Below are 26604 nucleotides of genomic sequence, written 5' to 3' on the forward strand. Positions count from 1 at the left end.
CCATCCGAATCTCCAAGGGCCCTGCTTTCGTGCACCGGCCGCGCCGGGGCCCCGAACGAGACTCAAGTTCGACCCGCAAATCCCAAGATCGGTATGAGGACAGCTTCCGATGTCAGGTGACGGATAAGAGATGGAGATCAGGGAGTTGTCGCCGGCGGAGCGCATCTCGGCGGGGCCTCGCACCTCCACTACAGGCCGGCCTCGTCGGTGAGCTGCGTCATGTCGAGCGTCGACGCGCCTATCGTCACACCGTCCAAGATTCCGGTCAGTGCTGAGCTCGCGGCCGCATCGGATCGGACTCGGTGCCCTCGGCATCAGCACGGCGATCACGTTCGCCCTTGATCTGCGCGGATATCGACGCCGATTCGCGGCGGCGCGAACGACCGGCCACGCTGCCGGGGGGGGTGGCTTCCTGGCCAAGGGCACTGCTTGCGACCGGTTGTTCAGACGAGCACAGGGGTGGGAGCGGGCAGGTAGGGCGTGATGTTGCGCCAGGCGCGCTCGATGTATTCCTCCTTCTCGCCGACCGGGGCGACATAGTGCAGCGCGCCTTCGGCGGCGTCGTTGCCCTTGAGTCGGGCGATGATCCAGGCGGCGAGGTAGTGCGAGGCCAGGCAGCCGCCGGCCGTGGCGATGTCGTCCTTGGCGTAGAAGGGCTGGTTGAGTACCTCGACGCCGGCGGCGACGACCCAGGGCTTGGTGGTCAGGTCGGTGCAGGCGGGGATGTCGTTGAGCAGGCCGAGCTTGGCGAGCACGAGCGCGCCGGAGCACTGTGCCGCGATGAGTTGGCGCGAGGGGTCCAGGCGACGCAGGATGTTCATGATCGCTGGGTCTTCGACTACCTCACGGGTGGCGATGCCACTGCCGACGATGACGGCGTCCGCGGCGCATGCCTCCTCGAGAGTGGACATCTGCTCGATGACCACCCCGTTCATCGACGTCACCTTGGGGCTGGGGGTGGCGATGGTGACGCGCCAGTCGTCGGACTTGATCCGGTTGAGTACACCGAGTGCGATCAGGGAGTCGAGTTCGTTGTAGCCCTCGAAAGTGAGGATGGCGATATGCACAGCGGCTGCCCTTCCGGGTGGGTCGGCGGGTGGGTCTTGACGGTAGGGACCCACGAACAGGACAGTCAAAGAATTGTCATGCATACAATCCGCTCCATGGCAGCCCCGCGGTACAAAATGCTGGTCGACGCGCTCGCATCCGACATCAGGAAGGGCCGGCTCGCCCCAGGCGTACGCCTGCCGACACACCGCGGGCTCGCCGCCCGTGAGGGCATCGCCGTGGTGACCGCGACCCGGGTGTACGCCGAGCTGGAAACGATGGGACTGGTGAGCCGGGAACAGGGCCGCGGCACGTTCGTGCGTGACATCGCTGTTCCCGCCGGTCACGGCATCGATCAGCAGGTCGTCGCCACGGATGCGGTCGACCTCAACTTCAACTACCCGTCTCTGCCTGGGCAAGCCGATCTCCTTCGGCAGGCCCTGCGAGAGGTGGCCACCTCTGGTGACATCGACTCGCTGCTGCGCTACCAACCGCATCAAGGGCGTCCCCAGGACAGAGCCTCGATCGCACAGCACCTGAGGCGTCGAGGAATCACCACGGACGCGGATCAGGTCCTCATCGTCAACGGTGCGCAGCACGGCCTGGCCATCACCGTCATGGCCGCGCTCAGCGCCGGCGACGTCGTCGCGGTCGACGCACTCACCTACCCGGGTTTCAAGGTGCTCGCGCATGCCTTTCATCTCGACCTGGAGCCCATACCCGCAACGGCCGACGGGCCGGATCTCGAGGTCCTCGAGAAGCTGTGCGCGACCCGCCCTGTGCGCGCGATCTACACCATGCCCAGCTTGCACAACCCTCTGGGCTGGGTCATGCCGGCAACTGACCGAACCCGCCTCATCAAGATCGCCCGACAGCACGGTTCGCTCATCATCGAAGACGCCTCCTACGCCTACCTGGTGGAGGACCCTCCACCGCCTCTGGCTGCAACCGCGCCGGACATCACCGTCTACGTCTCGGGACTGTCCAAGAGCGTCGCCACCGGCCTCCGGGTCGGCTTCGTCGTCGCGCCGCCATCGGCGGTGCCGTCGCTCGAACGCGCGATCCGGGCGACCACCTGGAACACCCCGGCCCTCACCACCGCGATCGCCTGCCGCTGGCTCGACGACGGCACGGTGGACCACTTGGAAGCGCAGAAACGAGACGACGCCAAGGCCCGCCAAGCACTCGCGAGACAAGAGCTGGCAGGCCTACCACTCATCAGCCACCCCTCGTCCTACTTCACATGGCTGCCGCTGCCCGACGACGCACGCGCCGATCGCCTGACCGCCACCCTCGCGCGTCAGCACATCTCGGTATCCACGGCCGAGCCGTTCACCACCACGATCCACACACCGCAGGCGATCCGCCTCGCGCTGGGCTCGACCGATCTGGACAGTCTCCAGTCGACGCTGCGTACAGTGCGACGAGTCGCGGTCGAGGATGCCTACGCCTGAAGAGATAGCGCCGAGGCAAGCCCCGAAGCCCGCCAGTAGCTGATCTAGGCGGACAGGTCCACTCACTGCAGGCTGTCAGCCATGACGGCGTTGACGCGGTTCTCGTACTCTCGGGCCTTGCGCTGTGCTGGGATCGCTGGGGCGTCCGGGGTGCCGTCGAGCGGCTCCCGCGGCGTCGTCAGGCTTGCACCGTGGGCCGAACGACGATCTCGCTGACGTCGACGCCGTCGGGCTGCTCGATCGCGTAGCCGATGGCGGAGGCGATGGCAGAGGGCGGCATGGCGATCTCGTCGCGCTGCCGGGTCATTGCGGCCGCGACCTCAGGGCTGGCTCCCTTGCCGATGCCCTCGGTGTCGGTGAAGCCGGGCGAGACGAGGGTCACGCGCAGGTCGGGTCCCGATTCCTGGCGCAGACCCTCGGTGAGCACCTTCACTGCCGTCTTGGTGGCCGCGTAGACGGCCTGGGGGGTTTTGACGACGTAGGCCGCAGTGGAGCCGACGTTGACGAACTGGCCGGAGCGCTGTCGGCGGAAGACGGGAAGGGCCGCCCCGATGCCGTTGAGCAGGCCGGTGATGTGGGTGGAGACCATGGCGTCCCAGTCGTCCTGGCGCAGGTCGTCGAACGGGGAGACGGCCATCGTGCCCGCGTTGGAGATGAGGACATCGAGCCGGCCGAACTGGTCGATGGCCGTGTCTGTCAGGCGCTGGAGGTCCTCGCGGCGCGTGACATCGACGATGACGCCGGTGGCGGTGCCGCCCGTGGCCGTGATGCTCTCCACGACAGTGTTCAGCCGGTCCTCGCGCCGGGCTCCGAGCACGAGCCGGGCACCCTTTTCGGCGAGGTAGGTCGCGGTCGCTTCGCCGATGCCGCTGCTGGCACCCGTGATCGCAATGACCTTGCCCTGGATTCTCGACATGATCAGCTTCCTTTCGAGGGGTGTGCGCCGGTCAGCGCGTTGGCCTACAGTCGAAACGGGGGCGCCCCCACTTATTCAAGGTTAAGTGGGGACTCCCCCGTTTAGCAATTCGAGATGCCTCTGAGAGGGGATGACGAGCACTGATGGCCCACGAAGCGCACCGTCCGTTGCGAGCTGACGCACGGCGCAACAGGGAGAAGATCCTCACGGCTGCTGCGCGCGTGTTCACGACGGAGGGGCTGGACGCACAGATGGAGCGCATCGCCAAGGAAGCAGGCGTGGGCAGTGCGACCCTGTACCGCAACTTCCCCACCCGGGAAACCCTGGTCGAGGCGGTCTACCGCAATGAGGTGGCCCACCTGTGCGACGCCGTCCCCGCTCTGCTCGCGCAGAAGTCGCCTGCCGAGGCCCTGCGCGCGTGGACACGCCTCTTCCTGGACTACGTCACCGCCAAATACGGCATGATCGACGCCCTGCGCGCCATCGCCGCGACGGGAAGCAACCCCTACGGTCACAGCCGGCAAATGATCCAGGCCGCCATCACCTCACTCATGGACGCGTGCGCGGCATCCGGGATGATCCGTACCGACATCCACCCCGCTGACATCGCCGCCGCCCTCGAAGGCATCGCCCTGACCTCGGCGGGCGCTGAACACCGACAGCGAGCAGAGCGCCTGCTCGACCTCACCCTGGACGGGCTCACGGTCCGCCCGTGAGGACACGCGCGTGGGCCTGCCCCGCCCGCAGGGCCTCGCACGGTCAGTGCTCGCCGGCCTCGCTCTCGTCCGGCTCAAGCGTGTCCGGGTCACGCAACTCCCCGAGGGCCGAGCAGGTCACCGTGCACATCGACCAAGCCCCCTGGCGCCGCAGCGAGAGCCCGCTGCTCCGCCCGGACCTGACCGGCGCGGAACGCCTCGCGGTCCAGGACACCCCAGAAGCCCTCGCCGAGATCCTCGGCGAGCACCTGTACGCCGAGGACAGTCCGGTGAGGTCCCGCCGATCAGCATCTACGGCGCCCCGCCCGGGCGCCTGGGACGTCAGGACCTCGGCCTGGTCGCTCATCCCGGCAGGGCTATCGACGCCACGAACCCCGCCTTCGAGGAAGCCGAAACCGAGGCCCTCACGACTTCAAGATCATCCTGTGGCGGCTTCCGGGCTCACCTTGCCTGGACCCCCAGGTGCGTGACAGCAGGCCGGGCGCGGCTACGTCGTCTTGGAGTCTCCGCCGGTGGGAGGCTCGCGGCCCAGCACCTCAAGGGCGCCTACGACAAGCCGGGAACGACCAAGCCGGACAACACCAGCAAGGACATCCCCGGCCGGACCGCCGACAGGCCGCTCGCTCGCCTCTACGCCGACACGTCACGACGCAACGCCAACCGCCGGGCCGCGGTGGCCACATGCAAGAAGTACTGGGGCGACAACTACGCCGACGGCGGCAACGAATACGGCGAGTTCCCCTGCTCCACCACCTATGAAGGCGCGGCGCAAGCCTCAGCCAAGTACGACCCGCAGGGCAAAGCCCCCAAGAACAACTACTCGGTCCGCCCGATTCCCAAGGCCGACAACGGTGCAGGCGGCACCCTGATGTCCTCTTCTACAAGTGCAACCGGATCATCAACGGCCCCAACGATGGATTCCTCGTCGAAGGCAACTGACTCGCCTCCGCGTGACGGTGCGCCACATTGTGGCGCACCGTCACGCGGGCCAGAACTGCACCAGGTAGTGCTCGATCCCCTCCGGGACATCGAGCTGCGCGAGTTTGTACACCTCTTCCCTACCGCGCACATGCACCCGCACCCTCCATGTTCGACCGGGCTGCCCGAGGACAATGTCTCCCTTGGCCATCGCCGCATAGGTCCACAGGCACACCTGCCCAGCGGGGGCGTCGATCTGCGTCTGCGCCAACTTCTCCCATGACCCGGGAGCCGCAGGGGGCTCCTCATCCCAGATTTCCGCGCAGAAGTCGGCCGTGTGCGTGTGGCCCCCACTGTGGATCACCACTCGGCCACCGGTCGAAGAGCCGAAGGGCGCATCAGGTTCCGGCTCGTCGTCGAATGATGCCCCGACGTCCTCCATCCACAGGCCGTAGTACATGACCTCGGCGTCGAGATGCTGCGTAGCCAACAGGCCCATCTTCTCGCTCCTTCGCCAGCCGCCCTCGATCGGCGGAGCGCCTTCGGGGGACCTGGCGATCAGCGTGACCTCGTTGTCCAGCCGAGGCAACTTGCCCAGTCAAGCAGGATCAAGCATCGTGCCTGCACGGCATGTAGAGGCTTCTCTCAACGCCCCATGCGCAGCGCCCCGAACGGATCGGTGAGGACCTGCACGTTCATGCCGCGACGCTTGTGCTTCCCGGAGTAGCACGGGGTGTCGGCGGTGATCCGGTCGATCGGCAGCGGGGTGCCGTCGAGGATGACGAACGTTTCCTCCCGAATCGCCCTCATCGCCTCGGTCAGGGTCGGCGCGAGGGCAGCGAGCACGCGGACGGCCTCGCGTATGTAGCGGAACACGGTCGCGATCCCGATGCCGAACCCGGCGGCGAGCTGGGCGTAGGTGTCGCCACAGCGCAAGTGGGCCAGGGCCGGTAAAGCTTGCCGTCGCGGCGGCAGGCGCCGCCATCGCGTCCCGATCTCGCGCTGCCGGGCGACGAGTTGCCTGCTCAAGTACCGCAAGGTGCGGCTGGACAGATCGATCGCTGAGGGGTCGACAAGCACGCGAAGCTCCTTGCAGACGCGGGTGATCTTGATCGAGAACCCGTCTACCAGGAGCTTCGTCGTTGCGCAGGAGTGCCCAACTTACGGCCACTGTCACAAAGTTGACGACATTCGATTCGGGGCTCAGAGGCGCAATCCACGAGTACCGGCACGCCTGCTGAAGTGCACGGATGCATTTTCGGCACGCACAGGGTGGATCCAGCCGCTGGGCGCCAGGTGGCGGACCAGAGCCGGCCAGGTCAGGTTGTCGTCACCGTTGAGTCGGACCACCAACCATTCCCGGAAGCCGGTATGCATGCACCCGGAGGTGCCGGCGTCCAGACCGAGGATGAAGGCGGCAGCCGTGGCGAAAGTGCATCGAGGCCATGCCTGACCGGTTCCCGGCGAACGGCGGTCGCGAGACCCTGGTCGTGCTTGAACACGCCGACATGGAGGGTCTGTTGGGATTCGGTCAGGGGGTCATCGGACGCGCTTCGGGGATGGCTGGTCATGCTGCCCTTGCCTTCCCAGCCTTGGGTGAAGGAGTTCGCCGCAGTCGTGGCAGCGGACGCGTCAGACGCAGTTGGCGGCATGGGCGCGAGCGCCGGCCCGACTGCATGGAGGGGTCGCTACGCCAAGCGCCTGTCGCTCCCCACGGTGACCACTCATTGGTCGACTGGCAGAGCAACACCCCGCGGTTGCTCCCCTGCTCAAGGAATCTTGCGATGCGCAGCGCGTGGACTTCCAGTGAATTATCGGAACAATCGGTGGAACAATAGTAGATTCCGCTGACGGCGGCATCGCTCCTGCGGGCCTCTTGCGGCAACCCGACTCTTCATCATCAACAGCCCAGCGAAAGGGCCGCCCATGAAGCGAACGTTCACGTCAATCACCGCGCTGGTCGTCACCGCGCTGTCACTGACAACGGCGCACGCCGCGGTCAAGAAGGCCAAGCCCCCGCTCAGTTGTGAGTCTCGGACGTTCACCTCCAGCCCGGGCCCGCGCTTCAACGACCCGGAGGACCCCGCCGCCCAGATGAAGATCATGGGCCCGATCATCGAATCGATCAACAGCGCCAGCTGCGGGCAGACCATACGCGTCGCCATGTACTCGATCAGCAACGCACAGCCAGGCCCGGACTTCGCCAACGCCCTGATAGCTGCTCACCAGCGCGGCGTCATCGTCAAGGCGCTGATGGACGCCCACAGCGACAATGCGATCTGGCAGTCGATGGTCACCGAGTTGGGCAACGACCCGCGAGCCTCCAGCTTCGCCGCGCTGTGCCCGGGCGGCTGCCTGACCCACTACGCCGGCTCCGCCCTGCACGCGAAGTACTACATGCTCAGCGGCGGGAGCGATGCGAACAGAACAGTGACCGTCAGCAGCGCCAACCCCACCTCCGCCCAGGCCAGCACGGCGTGGAACAGCAGCGCCACCGTCAAGGGCAACGTCGACCTGTACAACTCCTACGTCAGCTACTTCACCGCCATGGCCAAGGGGGCGCTCAATGGCCCGGGCCCCCTGGCACCCGACTACTACAACTCCACCAGCGCCACGGCCGCCAGGCAACTGTCCCCGCCCTCCTACCAGTGGCCCAAGGCGCGCACCAGAAGCGACACCTGGGTCGACTTCCTGAACAACATCAAGGCGCCGGCCACGATCAACATCGCCATGTTCCAGTGGACCTCTCACGGGCAGCCGGGCGACCGGAACTACCTGGAGCTGCCGAAGAAGCTGGTGAGCCTGGCACAAACCGGCGTCAAGATCCACATTCTCATCACCGCCGGCCAGGTCGATGACAGCGTGCAGAGCTACCTGAAGAACCGGCCGAATATCGACGTGCACGACACCAGCCACGGCACCGACGCGAACGGCAACGCTCTGCACTACACGCACGACAAGTACATGATGGTCAGCGGCGGTTACGCGGGTGCGGCCGACTCCAGGCTCGTGTTCGTCGGTTCCTCGAACTGGACGAGCAACGGCGTCTGGCACAACGACGAGTCGGACCTGAAGCTGGTCGGCCAGTCCAGCTACGACACGTTCATGGCGGACTGGCAGAACCAGTACGACCGCTGCTGCGGGACCGCGGCACGGCAGTTGAGCGCCGAGGAGCGCGCCGAGAATACGGCACGAGAGATTCCGATCGATCCGAGGCAGGTCCGGGAATAGGCATTCTCGGTACGAACAGTCCCAGTGAGCTCCAGCCTGGGTGATCTGGCGCGTAGTTGGGGTGAGTGACGTCCGGACGTGAAGATGCTCCTGGTAGACGAGGTCACGACCAAGATCGCCTGTCCTCCAGGAGCTTCCGCGTGCCTGCCTCCCCAGCCGGCCCCGATCGCGAGGGGCTCAAGAAGTCATCGCTGCAGCTGGGAGGTAAGTGCGGATCAATAGTCTGCGACGCTGAGGCCGTGATCGTTTCGCTCGTGTACCGCGCCGTTCGGGGACTCCTGTCACCGGCGGAGCTGCTACTCCGGCGGGAGGCGTCGGTGGAGGCCGAGGTGCTGGTCCTGCGGCACGAGAACGCGGCCTGCGAAGGCAGTTGACCTTGCCCGTGCGCTACGAGCCGGCGGACCGGTTCTGGTTCTCCGCTCTGTCCTCGTTGATACCCCGACAGCACTGGGCCCGCGTCTTTCCCGTCGCCCCGGGAACCGTGCCGGCCTGACATCGCCGACTGATCGCCCTGAAGTGGGACTACAGCGCGCGCCGTACGCGCGCCGGTCGGCCGCTCTCGTCGGTGGCGTTGAAGAAGCTGGTCCTGCGCCTGGCCGACGAGAACCCTCGGTAGGGGCACCGGCGCATCCAGGGCGAGATGACACGGCTGGGGCATTCGGTGGCATCCGGCGCGGTGTGGAACATTCTGCACGCGGCCGGGATCGACCCGGCACCAGGCGGCAGGGGCCGGGCTGGAGGGAACCTCTCACCGCTCAGGCCGACGGTATCGTCGCGGCAGACGTCTTCCACCTCGGCACCGCGCTCGGCCAACGTCTGTACGCCATGGCCTTCCTGGAACGCGGAACCCGCCGATTGCGCATCACGCCCACAACCGCGCATCCCACCGGACAGTGGGCAGTCCAGCAGGTCCGCGAGGCCACCAGGGCACTGGCCGAACACGGCGGACAGGTCCGGTTCCTGCTTCGCGACCGGGACGCGAAGTACACCGCCTCCTTCGATGCCGTCTTCACCGCCGAGGACGTCGACATCCTCCTCAGCGCCCCACGCACACCCAAGATGAACGCCCACTGCGAACGCGTGATCGGCGCCATCCCCCGCGAAGCCCTCGACCACATCCTCATCATGAACACATCCCACGCCACCAAGGTCCTGACCGAATTCGCCGACCACTACAACCAGCACAGGCCCCACCGATCCCGAGGACAACTGCCGCCCAACGCAACGCAGCAGGCGTGACCCGCCATCGGCATCCAGAACCGCCGACTGCTGCGCGCCCGCGTATTGGGAGGCCCAATCAACGAGTACCGATATACCGCTTGACCTGCAGCGACGAATAGGCGAGCCCTACAGGAACCAGGCGGACCGCTGGGCGGAGGGCGACATGATCTCCACGTCGGCGGACCTGGAGCGGCTGATCACCCACCTCTTCCGGGGCGAGATCGCCCCGAAGCCGCAGCTGGAGGAGACGTTCACCGTCCCCTCGAACATCGAGGTTGCCGACATGAGCGCCGGGCTTCAGCGCTTCGAGTACGCCGGCAAGGTGTACTGACTCAAGTCGGGCGCCCGCTACGGCTACAGCGCGGTCGTCGTGGCCACCCGCGACCTCTCCCGCACCCGCGTCCACTCGGTCAACTCCACGGACACGAAGGGCGAGTCGATGAACCCGGTGGCCCAGCGGATCGCGCCGACGACGCTCAAGTAGCCATGGCAAGCGGCACGGGCGAGGTGAGCGCCTCCAGCCGCTTGATCTTCCTGCGGACGACGTACAGCGGGATCACCCCGAAGACCCCGAAGGACATATCGATGACCGACCACCAGAAGGGGATGCCGCGGAGCGGTCCGCAGATCAGGGCGAGCGGGACGATGCCGGCGCAGGCGATCATCGCGAACTCGACGACCCAGATGTTGCGGACCGGGTCGCGGTAGGGCCCGTAGAAGGCGACGGCGATCACGAGGTGCGCGAACGCCAGCCAGTCCGTGCCGTACAGCAGGAAGGGGTACTCCTCGTCGGCGACGTCGATCCCCTGCCGTACGTGCTCGATCCAGTCCATGAGCGCGGGCAGGTGCTCCGGCACGGACAAGGACCTCAACAGATCCTCGGTCCAGTGCAGTTCGTGCACCAGAGGGAAGGCCGTCGCCCCGCTCAGCACGAGGCAGACGACGAACAGGACCAGCCACGCACGGATGCCCTTGAGAAGGGCGACTCTGTCACCACTGTCGCTCATGGCAGGAGCGTACGCCCTACTTGAACGTGTTCAAAACTCGCCCTTGTGAGACCATGATCGACAGTTGGCATCAGGCAACGTTTGCCCTGTTGTGATGTGACGCGCCGCTCGGGTGCTGGCGCAGCAGTGCGTCACCATGAGTCGGTCCGGATGGCAGAACGTGTGCGGGTGCGTGAGATCGATGACGATGAAGGCCGGAGGCTGCTGCAAAGCCCGGCACCTGGATCGGTGTTCCGGACTCCGCACTCTTGTCGATCTCGGGGGTCAGCCTTCGGAGGGACGCGGGTCGCGCAGGTGCGCCCGTTCCTTCAGCTCCTCCTCGTCGACCGGCGTGAGCATCGGCTGACCCGGCGAGCACACCATGGTCACTGGTGAGCGCCGGACTGTTCGACCCAGTTCTGGCCCTGGCGAGAGGTGTGGGCCGGCTCGCCGCCGAGCTTGCTGCGGACCGTACCGCGAGGGCGCATACGTACACGAACGCCTTGCCGTGCCGATGCGGTACCGCGCGGGCGTTGGGCGGGAAGTCGACTACAGAGGAGGTAAGGGTAGGTCGCGTCGGTGGCCGTGACCGTGTGCGGAGCGGGCTTGTCATCGGCAGGCGCGGAGCAGGCGGTGACCGTCAGGGTCAGATGGTGAGCAGGACGGGAACAGCGTGTGTGGGCGGCAAAGGAGGCTCTCCGTCTCGTGGTTGGGCGTTTCTCGTGTTCCCAGTGTTCTCAGCCTTCAGCGACACGGATGATCGTCTTGCCGGAGGTGCGCCTCTCCGGGGCAAAGGCGGCCGGGGCCTCGGCGAGCGGCCGAACCGCTCCGACGATGGGCTTCAGCCGACCATCGCGCAGCCGGGTAGCGAGGTCGGCGAGGCGGGCGCGGTCGGGTTCGACGACGAAAAACACGGCGCGCCCGTCCTCGGGGTGGACGGCGACCGGGTGGGCGATGGTGACCACGGTGCCGCCGGGGCGGATCAGCGCGGTGGAGCGGTCGAGGATCTCGCCACCGATGACGTCGAACACCACGTCCACCTGGCCGATGTCCTCCAGCCGCTCGGCCTGGAGATCCAGGAAGGCGCTCACGCCCAGGGTCCGTGCGGTGTCGCGGTCGGCAGCGCGGCCGGTGCCGATCACACGGGCCCCAGCCTCACGGGCGAGCTGGACGGCGAGGGAGCCGACGCCGCCCGCGGCACCGTGGATGACCACCGTCTGACCGGTCGCGAGACGGGCGTGGTCGAACAGAGCCTGCCAGGCGGTGAGGCCGGAGATGGGCAGGGCCGCAGCCGTGACATGGTCGACGTCGGCGGGGAGCGGGGCGAGATTGCGGGCCTCGACGGCGGTGTACTCGGCGAGGGAGCCGTCGCGCGTCCAATCGGTCAGTCCGAAGACCCGCTGCCCGACGGTCAGGCCGGTGGTGCCGTAGCCCAGCTCCGTGACCACGCCAGACAGCTCATGACCAGGCACGCTCGGGGTACGGTCACGGCCCGCCCGGTCGGTCCAGGTGCCGGGCCAGGCCAGCTCGCCCGGAGTGAATCCGGCGGCGTGGACGCGCACGATCACGTCGTTCTCCGCCGCGTGCGGACGAGGCAGCTCAGTAAGAGCGAGGCCACTGACGGCGGCTTCGCGGTCCCTCACGGTGATGGCTTGCATGGGAATTTCCTCAGGGTCTCTGCCATGGGCTGGCCACGGTTCTATCCACGGTCCGGCCATGGTGCTCGTGCGTGGTGCCAGGTTCACCGTAGACATGAAGCGGACCAGTAAACTGGGCCACTTGGCGGCTAGCTGACTGGGCCATTCGTGGAGGGTCAGCCTTCGCGATCTGGGCCGGCGGTCACAGGCAGGGTCCGCGGGGCAAGCCGGATTTCAGGATGAAGTGGTTCGGCATCGGCCGGGCTTACGAGCCCCGGCCGATGGTCACCAACTCGGTGCGACTGCGCCGCTTTGTGTTCCTCGCCTTTTGCGCATGGCTGTCGGCGCCCTTCCCGGCTGGCGGCGCGTTCTGATTCCGGGCTTCGTTGCTGTCGTCACTGTCATCGTCCCGCTCACCCGTCAGCGACCGTCCAGCAGCGCGAATGACGTCGGCGAGGTCAGGGACTTGCTTGATGAGAGACGTGAGCAGCGTTACGACGAGGCTGAGCAGGCCGAAGAAGCCGAGCACGTAGAGGGTGATGGAGTTCCAGTCCACCGTTCGACGCCTTTCAGATTTGGGCGATCGAACGGGAAGACGGCAGCCCCAGTTCGACCACCGGCAGTGTGTCGTGACTGAGGGATTGCCTGACCATGTCCTCATCACGAACGAGGCCCACGTCCGCCAGGTCCTGGCCGCCTACGAACGGCACTACAACAAGCACCGCCCCCGCCAGGCGCCGACCAACAGCCCATCGCCGTGCACGGCTCAATGCTAACGAGCTCGTGCAGCTTCTCCTCATGAGTGCATCGAAATGAGTGCATCGAAAGACGAGAAGTTCGGCTTCTAGATCCCGGCCGGGATCAGCTCGTAGCGGGTGAATCCCGGTGTTTGCCATGTCTGGCCGTCGGGCCGGACCGCGAGTGCCTCGTACCCGTCGAGGGAGGTGAGCCAGCCCCGTGCGTCCTCGCCTCGGGCGAAAGCGGCGGTGGCATAGGCGTCGGTCATGGTCAGGCGAGGGCCTACGACGGTGAGGGAGGCGAACGTGGTGGCCGGAGCGCCGTGGTGCGGGTCGTAGATGTGGGCGCCGCGTTCGGCGACGCCCGACGTGGCGATCGCGAGGTCGGTGTCGGCGGTGATGACAGTGAGCAGTTCCTTCGGGCGGAGGGGATGGGCGATGCCGATCCGCCAGGGGCTGTCCAGGGTGGCCCGGCCGCGGAGTTGGAGGTCACCGCCACCGTTGACACACGTCTGGTGCGCACCCGCGTCGTAGAGGAGTTGGGATGCTGTTTCGGTGGCCCAGCCCTTGACGAGCCCCGAGGGGTCGAGGGTTCCGGCGGGCGTGATGCTGAACCATCCGTCGCTGTGGTGGGCGGCCCGCGCGCACAGGGACAGGGCCTCGTGCACCTCGGGCGGGCAGTCGGCGAGGTGGATCTCACCGCGGTCGAGGCGGCTGATGTAGCTGTCGGGCCGGTAGGTGGAGAAGACGGCGTCGATCCGGTGGAGGTGGCGTACGGCCTCGGCGAGGGCGCGGTGGATGGCGGGGGTGGGTGTGTCCCGGATGTCGAACGAGAAGACGGTGCCCATGACGTGCTCGACGTGGTGCAGCCTGGTGACGGTCTCAGGCATGGGCTTGGTCCAGGGCGCTCTGCAGGGACTGGATGTAGCCCTGACTGGTGTAACTGGCGCCGGAGACGGCGTCGATGTGCGCGCTCTGCGCGCCGAGCGCTTCCTGAGTGAGCCGGGGAAGTGCGTAGGAGGCGATCTGCTGGTCCCGGCCGTTCTGGTCCGGGGCCCGCAGCACCTTGATCGCGGTGATCTTTCCCTTGGCGAGGGTGGCTGCCACCTGCACGGTTCCGTACTGGGTGTCGATGGGGTCCCCGGTGAAGGTGCCCGTTCGGGTGGCGCTGCCTGCCGAGGTGGACGGGGATGCAGCGTCCGAGGGTGTGTGCGCTGCGCCGCCGGCGACGGTGGGGAGCTGGTGGGGTTTGAGGGCGAGCAGCGTGACGATCAGGGCGCTGATCCCTGTGGTGGCGAGGACGGCACGGCGCATGTCTTCTCCTCAGAACTCGAACGACTCGTGGTGGATTCGGCGTGCCGGGACTCCGGCCTGGCGCAGGGCCGGGATAGCGGCGCGGGTCATGCCGGGCGGTCCGCACAGGTAGACGTCGTGCGCCGCCAGATCGGGCACCAGCGCGACCAGGCCGCGGGCCGTGAGGGGGGAGGAGAATCCAGCGGGTTCGTCTACGACGTAGCGCACGGTGGCCCGGCGGTGGGCGGCTATCGCGTCGAGTTCCGCGCGCAGGGCGAGGTCGTCGGAGCGGCGGGCCCGGTAGACGAGGGTCACCTCGCCCGGGAGCGTCTCGAAGAGCGCGCGCAGGGGCGTGATGCCGACGCCGCCCGCCAGGAGCAGGACCTTCGGAGCGGTGCGGCGCCTCGCCGTGAATCCGCCGTACGGACCCTCGGCCCAGACCCGGGTGCCGGGTGCCAGGCGGGCCAGTGCGGCGCTGTGGCCGCCGGCGTTCTTCACCGTGATGCGCAGATGTCGCGGGTGCGGCGGGGCGGAGAGGGAGTAGGGGTTGGCGGTCCACCACAGGCCGCGGGCCAGGAAACGCCAGCGCAGGAACTGTCCCGACTCGGCTCCCATCTCGTCGAGGTGTTCTCCGGTGAGGTGGACGGAGACCACGCCCGGCGCCTCCGGTTGGACGACGGCGACCCGCAGGCGGTGGCGCAGCGCGCGCCGGACGGGGACGGCGAACCGGTACCAGGCGACGAGCGCGGCCACGCTGAGGAAGAGCGTGTACCAGGCGGCCTGGGCGGTGCGGTTCCCGACGAAGTCCGCGCCGTTGGAGAGCTGGTGGCCGAACGTGAGGAAGACCGCCAGGTACGTGGCGAAGTGCAGGTAGTGCCAGGTCTCGTAGCTCAGCCTGCGGCGGGCCACGCGGGCCGAGAGGATCCCGGTGGCCATGAACAGCAGAAAGCCGACTGTGCCGTTGAGGAGGTCGGGGTAGTTCAGGACGAGCGTGGAGGTCTGGCTGACCACGTTCGTGTGGGAGGTCAGGGAGTAGCCCCAGATGATCAGCAGGGCGTGGGCGAGCGCCAGGGAGATCGTGCAGCGGCCGCCCAGTGCGTGCCAGCGCGCGAGGCGGTCCGTGCCGATCGTGTGGTCCAGGAGCGGGACGCGGGCCATCAGCGCGAGCAGCACCGCACAGGCGTATCCGGCCAGTAGTCCGGTGATGCGTCCCGCGCCCGTCAGCCAGCCGGCCGGGCCCACCACCGAGTTCGTGTCGCTCCACCACAGGGCGAGCACCCCGGCGGCCCCGGCCCAGATCACCAGCGGCGCCAGGGTGGGCACGACACTGCGACGCGGGCGCCGGTGGCGCATCCCGCCGCTCGTATGCGTCGTCGTGGCGAATGTGGTGGTCATGGCGCTCCTCCGGATGGGTCCCGTTCCGGCGATGGGCGGCCCAGCCTCACAGCCCAAGTTCTGTGAACCCTCTGAAACGGCGCGGGCAGCCGACCTCGGAGCCGATTCAGAGGAAACTCACAGACCCCGGTCGCCCGACCGGGGTATTCGTCGGGGGATGCTGAAGGGACCATGAACGAGCTGCCCACGACATCCCTGCACCGCGCCGACGGAGGACCCGTGCGGGTCCTGGTCGTCGACGACGAACCCGACGTCACCGATGTGCTGTCCGGGGTCATGACCGCGGAGGGCTGGCAGGTGCGCACCGCGGCCGACGGGGCGAGTGCGCTCGAGGCCGCCCGCGACTTCAGGCCCGATGCGGTGGTCCTGGACTGGATGCTGCCCGACCTCGACGGTCTGCAGGTGCTGCGGGGGCTCAGACGCGACGAGCCCAGGGTGTGTGTGCTCTTCCTGACGGCCCGGGACGCGGTCGAGGACCGTATCGCGGGCATCACCGCGGGCGGCGACGACTACGTCACCAAGCCCTACAGCCTGGAGGAGGTCCTGGCCCGGCTGCGGGGGCTCCTGCGGCGGGCCGGGTTGACCGCTGAGCCGGGCGCGGACCGGCTGACCGTGGGGGACCTGACCATGGACGAGGACGCCAGGGAGGTCCTGCGCGGCGGGGCCACGATCGAGCTGTCCCGCACCGAGTTCGAGCTCCTGCGCTTCCTCATGCGCAACCCGCGCCGGGTGCTGTCCAAGGACCAGATCCTCGACCGGGTCTGGGCTTACGACTTCGGCGGGCGCGCCCACATCGTCGAGCTGTACATCAGCTACCTGCGGAAGAAGATCGACGCCGGGCGCGCCCCGATGATCCACACGGTGCGCGGCGTCGGCTACGTGCTCAAGCCGGACTCCGCATGAGGCGCCTGCCGCCGCGTACGCTGCGCGGCCAGCTCACGGTCGGCCTCGTCGCCCTGCTCGCCCTCGCCTGCCTCGCCGTCGGGATCACCACCGCCCTGGCCCTGCGGGGGTTCCTGATGGGGCGCCTGGACGAGCAGCTCGTCACGTCAGGCGGCCGGTTCCCCGCGAGCCTGGAACACGAGGCCGAGCCTGACTCCGACAACCGCCCCGACACCCGGGGCCAGGCCGACGACACCTTCGGTGCCCGCCTCCTGGCCGGCACCGTCACCCAGGCCGCCGTCGTCGACGACACCACCGATCGCCCCGTCAATCTCACCTCCGAGGACCGTCGCACCCTGGCCGCGGTCCCCACCGACGGGCGGGGGCACAGCATCCGTCTCTCCACCCTGCGCAGCTACCGCGTCATGGCGTTCCAGGGCGACGACCAGGACACGCTGATCACCGGCCTGTCCCTGCACCCCGTGGAGGAGACCGTTCACCGCCTCGAAGCGGTCGAGACGGTGCTGTTCGGCGCCGCCCTCGTGATCACCGGCATCGCCGGTGCGGTATGGGTACGGACCTCCCTGCGGCCCCTGCAACGGGTCACAGCCCGGTCGGCGGAGGTGGCCGGACTGCCGCTCGCCAGTGGCGAGATCGCCATGCCGGGGCCGCTGCCCGACACCGATCCCCGTACCGAGGTCGGTCAGGTCGGCAGCGCCCTCAACCACATGCTCGGTCACATCGAGAACGCCCTCACCAGCCGACAGGCCAGCGAGGAACGCCTCAGGCACTTCGCCGCCGACGCCAGCCACGAACTCCGCACTCCCGTCGCCAACATCCGCGGCCACGCCGAACTCGCCCTGCGCCACTCCGGCCCCGTCCCCCAAGAGGTCCGGCACTCCCTGGAGCGCATCGGCAGCGAATCGCAGCGCATGACACGTCTCGTCGACGACCTGCTCCTGCTCGCGCGCCTGGACGCCGGACGTCCCCTCGAACACGAGCCGGTCGATCTGACCCTGCTGATCCTCAACGCGACCGACGACGCGCGCGCCGCGGGCCCCGACCACCGCTGGCTGCTCGATCTGCCCGAGGAACCGGTCACCGTCACCGGCGACGCCCACCGCCTTCAGCAGGCCATCGGCAACGTCCTCGCCAACGCCCGCACCCATACCCCGCCCGGCACCGAAGTGGCCATCACCCTCACCAAGGGGCCGGCTGATGTCTGCCTGAGCGTGAGCGACAACGGGCCGGGCATCCCCGAAGAGCTCCAGCCCGAAGTCTTCGGTCGCTTTGTCCGCGCCGATCACGCCCGCTCCCGCAGCACGGGGAGCACCGGTCTCGGCCTCGCCATCGTCCAGGCCGTCATCACCGCCCACGGCGGGACCACCGTCCTCAGGAGCCGTCCTGGACGCACCACCATCCGACTCACGCTCCCCATCTGACACCGTCCGGCCTGCCGGCGCACCGATGGATCAGGCCCGCGAGCGGCCCCGCATCATGGAGCGACGGGTGTCCGTGTCGGCCCCATACACGATGTGCAGCGGGCGCTCACGGCGCGCGGCCTCGGCCGCTGCCCACAGCCCTGCATGGCGGGCCGGCTTGGAGCCGTCGACTCCGACGATGACGGAGCCGAGTTCCGGGCTACTTCTGCTGCCTTCCATGGTTCCTCCTCAGAGAACCGGCAACCAGACCCCGACTCCCAGGCTGGCACTGCTCGCCAACGCAGCAAGAGTGCCGCTCAGGGGCCTGCCGGGGGCCAAAGGTCCTGGTTCTTGCCAGACGTCGGCCTCCAAGCCCGCGGCAGGTCCGACTGATCGTGGCTCCGGACCATCCAGCCCTCCTCCCCTCGTAGGGGTCGACCGATCGTCGAACCCAAGTGGACCGGTGTTAACGACAAGAGGTGCCTTGACGAAGCACAACGAAGTGGGATGCCCGATGGCTGGCGAGACGTCCCAGTCGCCACCTCGACCTATTTCAAGGATGTCGCGAAGCCACTCGCACGGCATGTGACATGGGGTTCCCCCGTAGTACGTCACGGCTGCCGGCGAACGACGTAGACCGCCTTGTCGAAATCGTCACCCACTGTGACAGTTGAGGCTCTTTCTGCTCAGGACCGATCAGCCCCAGGCCGACCCCGGACGGCCCTACCTCGTGAGGGCAGCGATGCCCAGGCTCGACCATGAGGGCCGATAATTCAGGAGGAGGCATGGAGCCGGTACACATCCACGTCGCGGATGGGATCGTCCATCTGAAGCGGCCCATCCTCTACGCGTCCCTGAGGGACGTGCTGACGCATGTCGCACGCACGGCGCCGGGAGTCGTGGGCGTCACCGCGCAGTTCAACATCGAAGTCCCCTAGGGAGGGCGACGATGAGGCACCGCACCGTCGCCGATCTGATGGCCCCAACAGCCATCAGCGTCCAGCGCGGCACCCCGTTCAAGGAGATCGCCCGGCTCCTCGACGAGTTCGACATCACCGCCGTGCCCGTCGTGGACGAGGCCGAACATCCCGTGGGTGTCGTCTCCGAAGCCGACCTGCTCCACAAACGTGTTGCCGGGAGGGGCTCCCCCACCGCGGCCGAGATCATGACCAGTCCGGCCATCACCGCCGCACCCGAGTGGAGCGTCGTCCGTGCGGCACGTGTCATGGGCAGACACTCGGTCAAGCGTCTGCCCGTGGTGGACGCCGCCGGCCGGCTCATCGGAGTCTTGAGCCGCCGCGACCTTGTACAGCTCTTCCTGCGCCGTGACCAGTCGATCCGGGAAGAGATAGTCGAAGACGTGCTGGTCCGCACGCTCCAGCTCAGCCCTTCGGCTCTGTCCGTCGAGGTCACCGACGGCGTGGTGACCCTCAGCGGCACGGTGGGACGGCGCATGGTCATCCCCGTCGTCGTCCGGTTGTGCCACAGCGTCGACGGAGTGGTGGACGTGATCAATCGGCTCGGTTACGAGCGTGACGACATGCCTGTCGGCTCGCCGACGGCCACTGAGCGGTAGGTCTCACGCGGTCCTTCACCACACCCGGGCACCTGTCGCCGTCGTCGCACACCAATAGCCGCGCCTCGGGCGCACGTCACCAGCGCAGGCACCGTGGTCTTGTCGGGTCTGTTGTCTGCCGGGGCTGTTGAGGGATCAGGACGCCCGGAATCCGGCACGGCCTCAGCCCGGCCGGCTACGAGGCCTCCATGTCCAGCCAGCCCGTGTACGGCTTGAGGGATTCCTGATCCGACGGTGCCCCGACGGCTTTCATGTCTCCGTAGGCTGTTCTCTTCAGCTGCTCTCCCAGGTTCTCCATGGCCCGCGCAGCGGCAAGTTCGTCCCCGATCTCCGGTACGTCGTCGTCCTGAGGCGCGCAGCGTGCGGTGCCGTGACCGGTGAGCTTGTTCGTGCCGGTGTCCACTTCCAGACGGGCCTTCGTCGTCCGGTCCTCCTCGAAGAGGTAGAGCCGGACCTTCCACTCGGCAGCGTGTGACATGACGTGCCTCCGGTAGGTGTGTCAGGGCTTCGTGCGGTTGGTCGGCGCGCCTGAGCCATCGCCGCAGTTCGTCGGCTCCCCAGACGAGGACGGGGAAGGTGGCGATGAGGGCGACGACATCGAGCGGCAGGGCGGCGGTGCCGAACAGGCCTTGCAGCGGCGGCGCGTACACGAGGGCTGCGGTGAAGGCGGGTTCGAAGGCGATGCCGGCCAGGAGCAGGGTTGGTGAACAGGCCGATGTCGCACAGGGCCGCGTGGTCGGTGCGGGCGGCCACCGCTGTGCCGACCTGGCAGGTGACGATTCCGGCGAACGTGGCTGTGGTGGCGGTGATGTAGGCGTGATGCAGCGGGTCTCCCACACCGGTGGGGTCGCCCGGGTGCCACCCGGCTCGCCGGCCGCGACCGCTCGAACCCGGGGGAACACGCACACCGGCGGAGGCCAGGTGGGCGGTCATCTCTCCCAGGGAGGCGTGCTTCCCGCCCACACGGCCGACGTCCTGACGGCCGAGTTCCGCGAACGGGACGACTCGTCGAGTCGTGGCCATGACGTCCTCCGTCGTACGTGAGGTGATGGCGTGCTCAGTAAGGCAGCAGGCGGCCGGACGGGGTGCACAGGTCCGGCGGCGCGGGCTTGTGCGGCTGCTTCGGCCGGGCCTGGATCCGAAGGCGCTGCATCGTCCTCACCTCTTCACGGGCGGAATCCCGAGCAGTGTCCGGATTCCACGATCGCGCCGTGCGGTGCCCGGGTCGCAGTGCCAAGGGGGCAGGAGGAAGGGGCCGAGTGGGCCGTACCAGGGAGGGACCGATCGGCCCATACCCCCGGAGCGTGGCGGCCGCGCTTCCTGTGCTGCGGAGCTGATGACACCCCTTGCGGTCCTCCTCCAGCCGCCGATCCACGCCTCCGGCCGCCCGCCTCACGGCCGAGTCAAGGAGCCAGATTCCGCCTCATCAGCAAGATGTACGCCGCAAGGATTCCGAGCACGCCGACGCCGACGAGGACCCCCAACTGCGGCCACAGCACATAACTCTGCGCCAGCGCGTCACCTGACGTGTAGTAGTGGAACGGGTTCCCGGAGAACAGCTGGCCCGGCGGAACGGTGTTCGCGACCACGACGATCAGCGCTTCGAAGACCACCATGCCGATCACCAGGGCGACCAGCATCCGCCGGCGTCGGTGCACCGCAAGCCACAGCTGCGGCCAGCAGGACTTCACAGCCCCTGCCCCGCGCTACCGTCCCGGCACCGATCCGGAAATGCCTTGTCCATCCCGGCCTCGTCCACGGCGGCGTCGGCCGCCGCCGGCTCCAACAGCCCTCTCAGCCCGCGGGCCACCTTGCTCGGCGGGACGAGAAAGCTCCACTCGGTCACCTGCCCGCTGCGGCCACCCCACGCCGACCACAGCTCCGCACCACTCGGCCGGCCTGCTCGGCTCGACGCCATACGCGGCACTCATACGACCAGCCTGTCCCCCACCCTCCTGTGTGCGCTCACCGACCCGACGACTCCAACGCCCCCTCATTGGGCCGTGGATGTGCACCCGGGCCGAAAGGACCCCGGTCGGGCCCGTGCGGCCCGTGGTGGTGGGGGCTCGGCGCGCCCACCCTGGGAGCAGGAGCAATGAAGGGAGCCGGCGTGATGACAACCGCCACCACCATGAACGCGGCCCTCCCCGCCGGACACCGCGAACGGCTGATGCAATTCGCCCGTGAGGTCTCCTTCGAGGCCGGGGCCCGCTTGTTCGAGGAGGGCAGGCGAGCCGACCACTTCTGGATCGTGCGAACCGGCACCGTAGCTCTGGACGTGCGCGTGCCAGGCCCGCGGCCCGCCGTCATCGAAACGCTCGGGCACGGCGAACTGGTCGGCTGGTCCTGGCACTTCCCGCCGTACATCTGGCACCTGGGCGCCGAGGCGATGAGCCCGGTGCGGGCCTGGGAGTTCGATGCGGAGGCCGTGCGGGCGGCGTGCGCCGAGGACCCCGAGTTCGGCCGGGTGATCGCGGTCTGGGTCGGGCTCGTGGTCGCCGACCGGCTGCACGCCTCCCGAATCCGGCTGCTCGACCTCTACGCCCCTCACGGCAGCGGTGGTCTGGCACGACCGCAGTGACCCGTCGTCGCCGGCGTTCCGAGGAGGAGAACATGGACACCAGCCCTCACCGTGTGAGTGACGTGATGACGCGCGCCGTCGTCGCCGTGGGCCGCAAGACCCGGTTCAAGGACCTCGTCGAACGCATGGAGCAGTGGAAGGTCAGCGCCGTACCCGTGCTGGAGGGCGATGGCCGGGTGATCGGGGTGGTGTCCGAGGCCGATCTGCTGCCCAAGGAGGAGTTCCGGGACAGCGATCCGGACCGGTACACCCAGTTGCATCGCCTGGCCGACATGGCCAAGGCCGGGGCGGTGTACGCCGAGGAGCTGATGAGTACGCCGGCCGTCACCGTCCACGAGGGCGCCACACTCGCCGAGGCGGCCCGCATCATGGCGCTCCGGCACGTCAAGCGACTGCCCGTGGTGAATGCCGAGGGGGTACTCGAAGGCGTTGTCAGCCGTGGCGATCTACTGAAGGTGTTCCTGCGCCCGGACAACGACCTCGCCGACGAGATACGGCGGGACGTTCTCGACGTCCTGTTCCCGGCCCCGGTCGAGCCCGTGCACATCACAGTGGTCGACGGCGTCGGGACCCTGACCGGACGGGTCCAGGACGCCACCCGCATTCCGCTTGCCGCGCGCCTGGTGCGAGGCGTCGAGGGCATCGTGGGCGTGGACTGCCGACTCACCGCAGCCGACCGGGCATGAACCGGCGCGGCGAACGTCTGCCGCCCGCCCGAAATGCGCGACAGCCGTGGCATCTTTGCCGCTTCCGTATGGGGGCCGAAGAGCCGAACGACGACATCGCGCCGCACCACCTCGACGATGGCCTCGTCGTCCCGCAGGAAGTTCCTCCCACTGACACCGCCCACGTCAGCCGCCTGAAACCGTACGGCCCGACCGAGGGGCCAGGTGGCCCCTGGTCAGCCCTCCCTCACCGGCACAGGCTGGAATCGGCAGGACCGACGCAGACCTTACGGAGTCATCATGTACGGCACCCCGCACATCGTCAGCGATGTCATGACCCACACGGTTGCCGCCGTCGGCCGACGGGCCGCCTTCAAGGAGATCGTGCAGCTGATGCAGGACTGGCAGATCAGCGCCCTCCCTGTGATCGAGGGCGAGGGACGAGTGGTCGGCGTGGTCTCCGAAGCCGACCTGCTGCCCAAGGAGGAACTCAGGGACAACCCCGACGAGGCCTACCTCCAGCTGCGCCAGCCGGTCGACGTGGCTAAGGCCGACGCTCTCAGCGCAGGGGACCTCATGTCCTCCCCCGCCGTCACGATCCGTGCCGACGCCACGCTCGCCGAGGCCGCGCGCACCATGGCACGAGAAGGGGTCAAGCGGATGCCCGTGGTGGACGACGTAGGCCTGCTGGAGGGCGTCGTCAGCCGTGCTGACCTGCTCAAGGTCTTCCTGCGCGGGGACGACAAGATCGCCGAGGAGGTCCGGCGCGAGATCGTGTCCTCCCTCTTCCCGCCGCCCTCGGTCATTCAAGTAGAGGTGCATGACGGAGTGGCCACCCTGACGGGCCGCATCCACGACACCGCCATGGTCCCCATCGCAGCGCGCCTGGTGCGGTCCGTCGAAGGAGTCGTCGACGTGCAGTTCGACCTCGCGCGCGAGACCGCTCAGTAGCCGGCGGCGTTAACCATGTCCGACGTCACCACCACCGATCTCTACGAAGTGACCATGGCCCTGTCCTACCTTCGCGAGGACATGCGGGCCCCGGCCACCTTCAGCCTCTTCGTCCGTGACCTCCCACCAGGCCGGGGCTTCCTCGTCGCGGCGGGCCTGGAGCCCGCACTGGACTTCCTCTCCGAATACCGCGTCGAACGCGAAGACGTCGAAGAGTTCGCCGCCGCGATGCACCGTCCGGTGCGGGACCTGGAACCTCTCCTCGGCCTCGCCTTCGACGGTGAGGTACGAGCCGTACCTGAGGGGCACGCGATGTTCGCCGGCGAGCCGCTGCTCGAGGTGACCGCGTCACTCCCGCAGGCGCAGCTCGTCGAGACCTACCTGCTCAACCAGCTCTGCCACCAGACGGTGGTGGCCTCCAAAGCGGCGCGCTGCGTCCTGGCGGCCGCCGGACGGCCGGTGGTGGACTTCGCTCTGCGCCGCACGCACGGCCCGTGGGCGGGCAGGCAAGCGGCCCGTCTTGGAGCCATGGTCGGCTTTGCGGGAACCAGCAACGTGGCCGCGGCCACATCCCTCGGCATCCCGGCTTCAGGGACCATGGCGCACTCCTACATCGAGACTTTCGAAAGTGAAGACGAGGCGTTCCGAGCCTTCGCGCGCTGCCACCCCGGCCCACTCACCTTCCTCGTGGACACCTACGACACCGAGGCGGGCGTAGGGGTCGCCGCTCGTGTTCTGAACGACCTTCGGCGCGGCCCCGGCTGCGCGATCCGCCTGGACAGCGGCGACCTCGACGCCCTCTCGCGCCGGTCACGAGCCATCCTGGACGATGCCGGACTACCCGATGTGCGCATCGTGGCCAGCGGCGGGCTCGACGAGTACGGCGTGGCCCGCCTGGTGGACGCCGGTGCCCCGATCGACGTGTTCGCAGTGGGCACCCGCGTCGGTGTCGCCGCGGACGCCCCGTACCTGGACTCCGCGTACAAGCTCGTCGAGTACGACGGCCACCCCGTGATGAAGCTGTCCTCGGCGAAGGCCACGGCCCCGGGCCGCAAACAGGTGTACCGGCGCGCCGGGCAACCCGACGTCATCGCTCTGTCGTGGGAGGAACCGCCGGACTCGGCACGGCCACTGCTGCGCACGGTGATGCGTGGCGGTCGGCGAACAGGACCGCCGGACCGCTGGCAGGACGCGCGTGAACGGTTCCGCGAGGACATCGACGCGCTGCCGGCATCGGCCCGGCGGATCCACGACCCCGAACCGGTGACCGCACACCGGTCCAGGGCACTGCAGGAACTCACCTTGAGGGTCCGCTCGGACATCGAGGCCAGGATTCCCTCGAGAAGCGGCGCCGCACCGCCGCAGCAAGGGGGTGGGGCAGCAGTGACCACGCCCGCATCCTCGCGGGAAAGCGACCTTGCGGCGCCGAGGACCGATCCGACGCCGAGCGGCACCGCCGTGTACGCCCGTACCGGCGACGAGATCGTCGTACGCGGTACCACGGCCGGGGTTGTCACGCGGGACGGCGAAGTCGTCGGCGTTCACCACCGCGACGGCAGCCCGCCCTACGACGTGCGCTGGGCAGAGGACGGGCGAGTGACCCTGTACTTTCCCGGGCCGGATGCCTATGTCCGCCACCTGACGCATGAGCCGGCCTCCATGGAGACGATCACCGACGTGCCGTCGGCGCCCGTCACACCTCAGGCGGGGGACGGCCATGTCCGGTCCGAGTGAACACCGGCCGTTCCTCGTCGTATTGCCCTGCACGAGCGTCGCCGGACCGTCAGCAAAGCCGCTCACGCAAGTGAGTGGGAAGGCCACTCGGGCCCGAGTGCGGCCCATACGGCCCTGCCACGCTGCGGCACGCGGGGCACAAGCTGGAAGCGGAATGCGGACCGAGGTGCTCGGCCGGTGATCAACTGCTGGGCGGCAGTCTCCCGGGCGCGTCGGCACACCCGGCATTGAAGGGAAGCCACCGTGACTGCGCAAACCATTGATACGAACACTGTCACGACGCTCGTAGCAGACGCCGGTGCGGCGCCCTCGCAGCACAACGCACAGCCCTGGGTGTTCCGTTACGTTCGCAGCACCGGCGTCCTGCGCCTGTACGCCGACCTGGCGCGTGCCCTGCCACGGACCGACCCGGAGAAGCGCGGCCTTCATCTCGGGTGCGGCGCAGCGCTGCTCAATCTGCGCGTGGCCGCCGCTTCGGCGGGGCTGGAGCCAGTCGTCCGGCTGCTCCCAGAGCCGGGCGACATGGACCTTCTCGCCGAGGTGCGGCTGAGCGGCACCGCGTACCCTGACACGGCACTCGCCCGCCTGCGCCCGGCGATCCACCGCCGGCACTCCAGCCGCTTTCCCTACCGTGACGTCGAAATCCCTGCCGCCGTGAGGGAACGGATATTCGGCGCGGCCCGCGCTGAGGGCGCGCAGTTGCTGTTCCCAAGTGCCTGGCACGTGCAGGAAATCGTGGAGTTGGTGGGTGACGCCGAGGGGCGGGAAGCAGACGACCCAGAAGTGCGCGGTGAAACGGTGCGGTGGACTCGCACAGAACCGGTCGATTCCGCCGAGGCGGCCGACGGCGTCCCCGCCGAGGCGTTCGGTCCCGGCCAACGCGGGACCACAGCGCCGGTGCGTGACTTCACCGCCGGCCGTCCGATGCCACAACGTGGCTGGGCGTCTTTCGAGAAGAACCCGCACGTCGCGCTGCTGGGTACAGATCACGACGGACCTGCCGACTGGCTGCGCGCGGGACAGGCACTGCAGCGCGTCCTGCTGCAGGCGACCATGGACGGCCTCGTCGCCTCGATGACCTCCCAGCCCCTGGAGTGGCCGGAAACCCGATGGGCGGCCCGCGACCCCCTCTCCGCCATGGCTCACGTACAGATGGTGCTCCGGCTCGGCTACGGCCCCGACGGCCCCGCGAGCCCTCGGCGACCGGTGGCCGAACTGCTCGACATCATCTGAGAAGGGCGTG

The 26604-nt window shown here is 68.4% G+C and carries 26 protein-coding genes and 4 pseudogenes; 16 read left to right on the plus strand and 14 right to left on the minus strand.

The features are described 5' to 3' along the window. Window positions 1-443: 443 nt before the first annotated feature. Complete coding sequence (locus OG698_RS08690) at window positions 444-1067, minus strand: DJ-1/PfpI family protein (RefSeq protein ID WP_406102440.1); 624 nt, start codon at window positions 1065-1067, stop codon at window positions 444-446. A 96-nt stretch (window positions 1068-1163) separates the two neighbouring features. On the opposite strand from OG698_RS08690, the gene OG698_RS08695 reads away from it, so the two are divergent. After that, window positions 1164-2501: a PLP-dependent aminotransferase family protein gene (locus OG698_RS08695; protein ID WP_406102441.1), complete on the plus strand. Its 1338-nt coding sequence runs from the start codon at window positions 1164-1166 to the stop codon at window positions 2499-2501. Window positions 2502-2679: 178 nt separating this feature from the next. Here the strand turns inward: OG698_RS08695 and OG698_RS08700 are convergent, their stop codons facing one another. Further along, entirely contained in the window at window positions 2680-3417 is a 738-nt protein-coding gene (locus OG698_RS08700; protein ID WP_406102442.1) for an SDR family oxidoreductase, read from the minus strand. A gap of 143 nt (window positions 3418-3560) precedes the next feature. Between OG698_RS08700 and OG698_RS08705 the strand changes: the two genes are divergently transcribed. After that, window positions 3561-4133: a TetR/AcrR family transcriptional regulator gene (locus tag OG698_RS08705; protein ID WP_406102443.1), complete on the plus strand. Its 573-nt coding sequence runs from the start codon at window positions 3561-3563 to the stop codon at window positions 4131-4133. A gap of 979 nt (window positions 4134-5112) precedes the next feature. On the opposite strand, the gene OG698_RS08710 is transcribed toward OG698_RS08705, so the two are convergent. Next, complete coding sequence (locus OG698_RS08710; RefSeq protein WP_406102444.1) at window positions 5113-5640, minus strand: hypothetical protein; 528 nt, start codon at window positions 5638-5640, stop codon at window positions 5113-5115. Between the two features lie 71 nt (window positions 5641-5711). After that, window positions 5712-6131: pseudogene (locus OG698_RS08715) on the minus strand (transposase family protein); the annotation flags it as partial. An 846-nt stretch (window positions 6132-6977) separates the two neighbouring features. Here OG698_RS08715 and OG698_RS08720 point away from each other — a divergent pair. From OG698_RS08720 to OG698_RS08735, 4 genes and pseudogenes are all read left to right on the plus strand, one after another. Then, the gene (locus OG698_RS08720) at window positions 6978-8282 is read left to right on the plus strand and encodes a phospholipase D-like domain-containing protein (protein WP_406102445.1); all 1305 of its coding nucleotides are present in this window, start codon (window positions 6978-6980) and stop codon (window positions 8280-8282) included. 239 nt (window positions 8283-8521) lie between these two features. Beyond that, window positions 8522-8656, plus strand: coding sequence for a hypothetical protein (locus tag OG698_RS08725; RefSeq protein WP_406102446.1), 135 nt, complete (start codon window positions 8522-8524; stop codon window positions 8654-8656). A 304-nt stretch (window positions 8657-8960) separates the two neighbouring features. Next, window positions 8961-9521: an integrase core domain-containing protein gene (locus OG698_RS08730; protein ID WP_406102447.1), complete on the plus strand. Its 561-nt coding sequence runs from the start codon at window positions 8961-8963 to the stop codon at window positions 9519-9521. 115 nt (window positions 9522-9636) lie between these two features. After that, window positions 9637-9987 (plus strand): annotated as a pseudogene (locus OG698_RS08735) (peptidase); the annotation flags it as partial. Here OG698_RS08735 and OG698_RS08740 read toward each other — a convergent pair. The 6 genes from OG698_RS08740 to OG698_RS08765 form a co-directional block, all read right to left on the minus strand. Continuing rightward, the gene (locus tag OG698_RS08740) at window positions 9980-10510 is read right to left on the minus strand and encodes a hypothetical protein (protein ID WP_375986076.1); all 531 of its coding nucleotides are present in this window, start codon (window positions 10508-10510) and stop codon (window positions 9980-9982) included. The pseudogene OG698_RS08735 and the gene OG698_RS08740 sit on opposite strands and share 8 nt — an antisense overlap. A 716-nt stretch (window positions 10511-11226) precedes the next feature. Further along, window positions 11227-12147, minus strand: a complete 921-nt coding sequence (locus OG698_RS08745; protein ID WP_406102449.1) for an NADP-dependent oxidoreductase — start codon at window positions 12145-12147, stop codon at window positions 11227-11229. Window positions 12148-12391: 244 nt separating this feature from the next. Beyond that, entirely contained in the window at window positions 12392-12682 is a 291-nt protein-coding gene (locus OG698_RS08750) for a hypothetical protein (RefSeq protein ID WP_406102451.1), read from the minus strand. A gap of 288 nt (window positions 12683-12970) precedes the next feature. Then, window positions 12971-13753 carry an FAD:protein FMN transferase gene (locus OG698_RS08755; protein ID WP_406102452.1) on the minus strand — a complete coding sequence of 261 codons (783 nt, stop codon included), beginning with the start codon at window positions 13751-13753 and terminating at the stop codon, window positions 12971-12973. Further along, on the minus strand, window positions 13746-14177 hold the full coding sequence (locus OG698_RS08760; RefSeq protein ID WP_406102454.1) for an FMN-binding protein: 432 nt from the start codon (window positions 14175-14177) through the stop codon (window positions 13746-13748). The genes OG698_RS08755 and OG698_RS08760 overlap by 8 nt, the downstream gene beginning before the upstream one ends. 9 nt (window positions 14178-14186) lie before the next feature. After that, window positions 14187-15551 (minus strand): ferric reductase-like transmembrane domain-containing protein, encoded by a 1365-nt coding sequence (locus OG698_RS08765; RefSeq protein ID WP_406102455.1) that lies wholly within the window; start codon window positions 15549-15551, stop codon window positions 14187-14189. A gap of 171 nt (window positions 15552-15722) precedes the next feature. Between OG698_RS08765 and OG698_RS08770 the strand changes: the two genes are divergently transcribed. Both OG698_RS08770 and OG698_RS08775 read left to right on the plus strand, forming a co-directional pair. Then, window positions 15723-16454: a response regulator transcription factor gene (locus OG698_RS08770; protein WP_406102456.1), complete on the plus strand. Its 732-nt coding sequence runs from the start codon at window positions 15723-15725 to the stop codon at window positions 16452-16454. After that, window positions 16451-17875 carry a sensor histidine kinase gene (locus OG698_RS08775; RefSeq protein WP_406102457.1) on the plus strand — a complete coding sequence of 475 codons (1425 nt, stop codon included), beginning with the start codon at window positions 16451-16453 and terminating at the stop codon, window positions 17873-17875. Before OG698_RS08770 ends, OG698_RS08775 begins: the two co-directional genes overlap by 4 nt. A 30-nt stretch (window positions 17876-17905) precedes the next feature. Here the strand turns inward: OG698_RS08775 and OG698_RS08780 are convergent, their stop codons facing one another. Beyond that, entirely contained in the window at window positions 17906-18094 is a 189-nt protein-coding gene (locus OG698_RS08780; protein WP_406102458.1) for a universal stress protein, read from the minus strand. A gap of 545 nt (window positions 18095-18639) precedes the next feature. On the opposite strand from OG698_RS08780, the gene OG698_RS08785 reads away from it, so the two are divergent. Together OG698_RS08785 and OG698_RS08790 are read left to right on the plus strand one after the other, a co-directional pair. Continuing rightward, entirely contained in the window at window positions 18640-18792 is a 153-nt protein-coding gene (locus tag OG698_RS08785; RefSeq protein ID WP_406102459.1) for a hypothetical protein, read from the plus strand. A gap of 11 nt (window positions 18793-18803) precedes the next feature. Beyond that, on the plus strand, window positions 18804-19430 hold the full coding sequence (locus OG698_RS08790) for a CBS domain-containing protein (protein WP_406102460.1): 627 nt from the start codon (window positions 18804-18806) through the stop codon (window positions 19428-19430). Between the two features lie 175 nt (window positions 19431-19605). Here the strand turns inward: OG698_RS08790 and OG698_RS08795 are convergent, their stop codons facing one another. The 3 genes and pseudogenes from OG698_RS08795 to OG698_RS08805 all read right to left on the minus strand — a co-directional run bounded on the left by OG698_RS08795 (window position 19606) and on the right by OG698_RS08805 (window position 21121). Further along, window positions 19606-19908 (minus strand): DUF1876 domain-containing protein, encoded by a 303-nt coding sequence (locus tag OG698_RS08795; RefSeq protein ID WP_406102462.1) that lies wholly within the window; start codon window positions 19906-19908, stop codon window positions 19606-19608. Between the two features lie 112 nt (window positions 19909-20020). Beyond that, window positions 20021-20338, minus strand: a pseudogene (locus OG698_RS08800) (hypothetical protein); the annotation flags it as partial. Window positions 20339-20833: 495 nt separating this feature from the next. Continuing rightward, window positions 20834-21121 (minus strand): hypothetical protein, encoded by a 288-nt coding sequence (locus tag OG698_RS08805; protein WP_406102464.1) that lies wholly within the window; start codon window positions 21119-21121, stop codon window positions 20834-20836. A 422-nt stretch (window positions 21122-21543) separates the two neighbouring features. On the opposite strand from OG698_RS08805, the gene OG698_RS08810 reads away from it, so the two are divergent. The 6 genes and pseudogenes from OG698_RS08810 to OG698_RS08835 all read left to right on the plus strand — a co-directional run bounded on the left by OG698_RS08810 (window position 21544) and on the right by OG698_RS08835 (window position 26594). Continuing rightward, a complete protein-coding gene (locus OG698_RS08810) occupies window positions 21544-22011 on the plus strand; it encodes a cyclic nucleotide-binding domain-containing protein (protein WP_406102466.1) in 468 nt (155 codons plus the stop codon). Between the two features lie 32 nt (window positions 22012-22043). Beyond that, window positions 22044-22697: a CBS domain-containing protein gene (locus OG698_RS08815; RefSeq protein WP_406100822.1), complete on the plus strand. Its 654-nt coding sequence runs from the start codon at window positions 22044-22046 to the stop codon at window positions 22695-22697. Window positions 22698-22976: 279 nt separating this feature from the next. Next, window positions 22977-23627, plus strand: a complete 651-nt coding sequence (locus OG698_RS08820; protein WP_406102468.1) for a CBS domain-containing protein — start codon at window positions 22977-22979, stop codon at window positions 23625-23627. A gap of 15 nt (window positions 23628-23642) precedes the next feature. Further along, a pseudogene (locus OG698_RS08825) lies at window positions 23643-24963 on the plus strand (nicotinate phosphoribosyltransferase); the annotation flags it as partial. A 122-nt stretch (window positions 24964-25085) separates the two neighbouring features. Continuing rightward, entirely contained in the window at window positions 25086-25361 is a 276-nt protein-coding gene (locus OG698_RS08830) for a DUF1918 domain-containing protein (RefSeq protein ID WP_240654439.1), read from the plus strand. A 243-nt stretch (window positions 25362-25604) separates the two neighbouring features. Continuing rightward, on the plus strand, window positions 25605-26594 hold the full coding sequence (locus OG698_RS08835; protein ID WP_406102470.1) for an Acg family FMN-binding oxidoreductase: 990 nt from the start codon (window positions 25605-25607) through the stop codon (window positions 26592-26594). Window positions 26595-26604: the final 10 nt, after the last annotated feature.

Source organism: Streptomyces sp. NBC_01003, assembly GCF_045162695.1.
Taxonomy (GTDB): Bacteria; Actinomycetota; Actinomycetes; order Streptomycetales; family Streptomycetaceae; genus Streptomyces.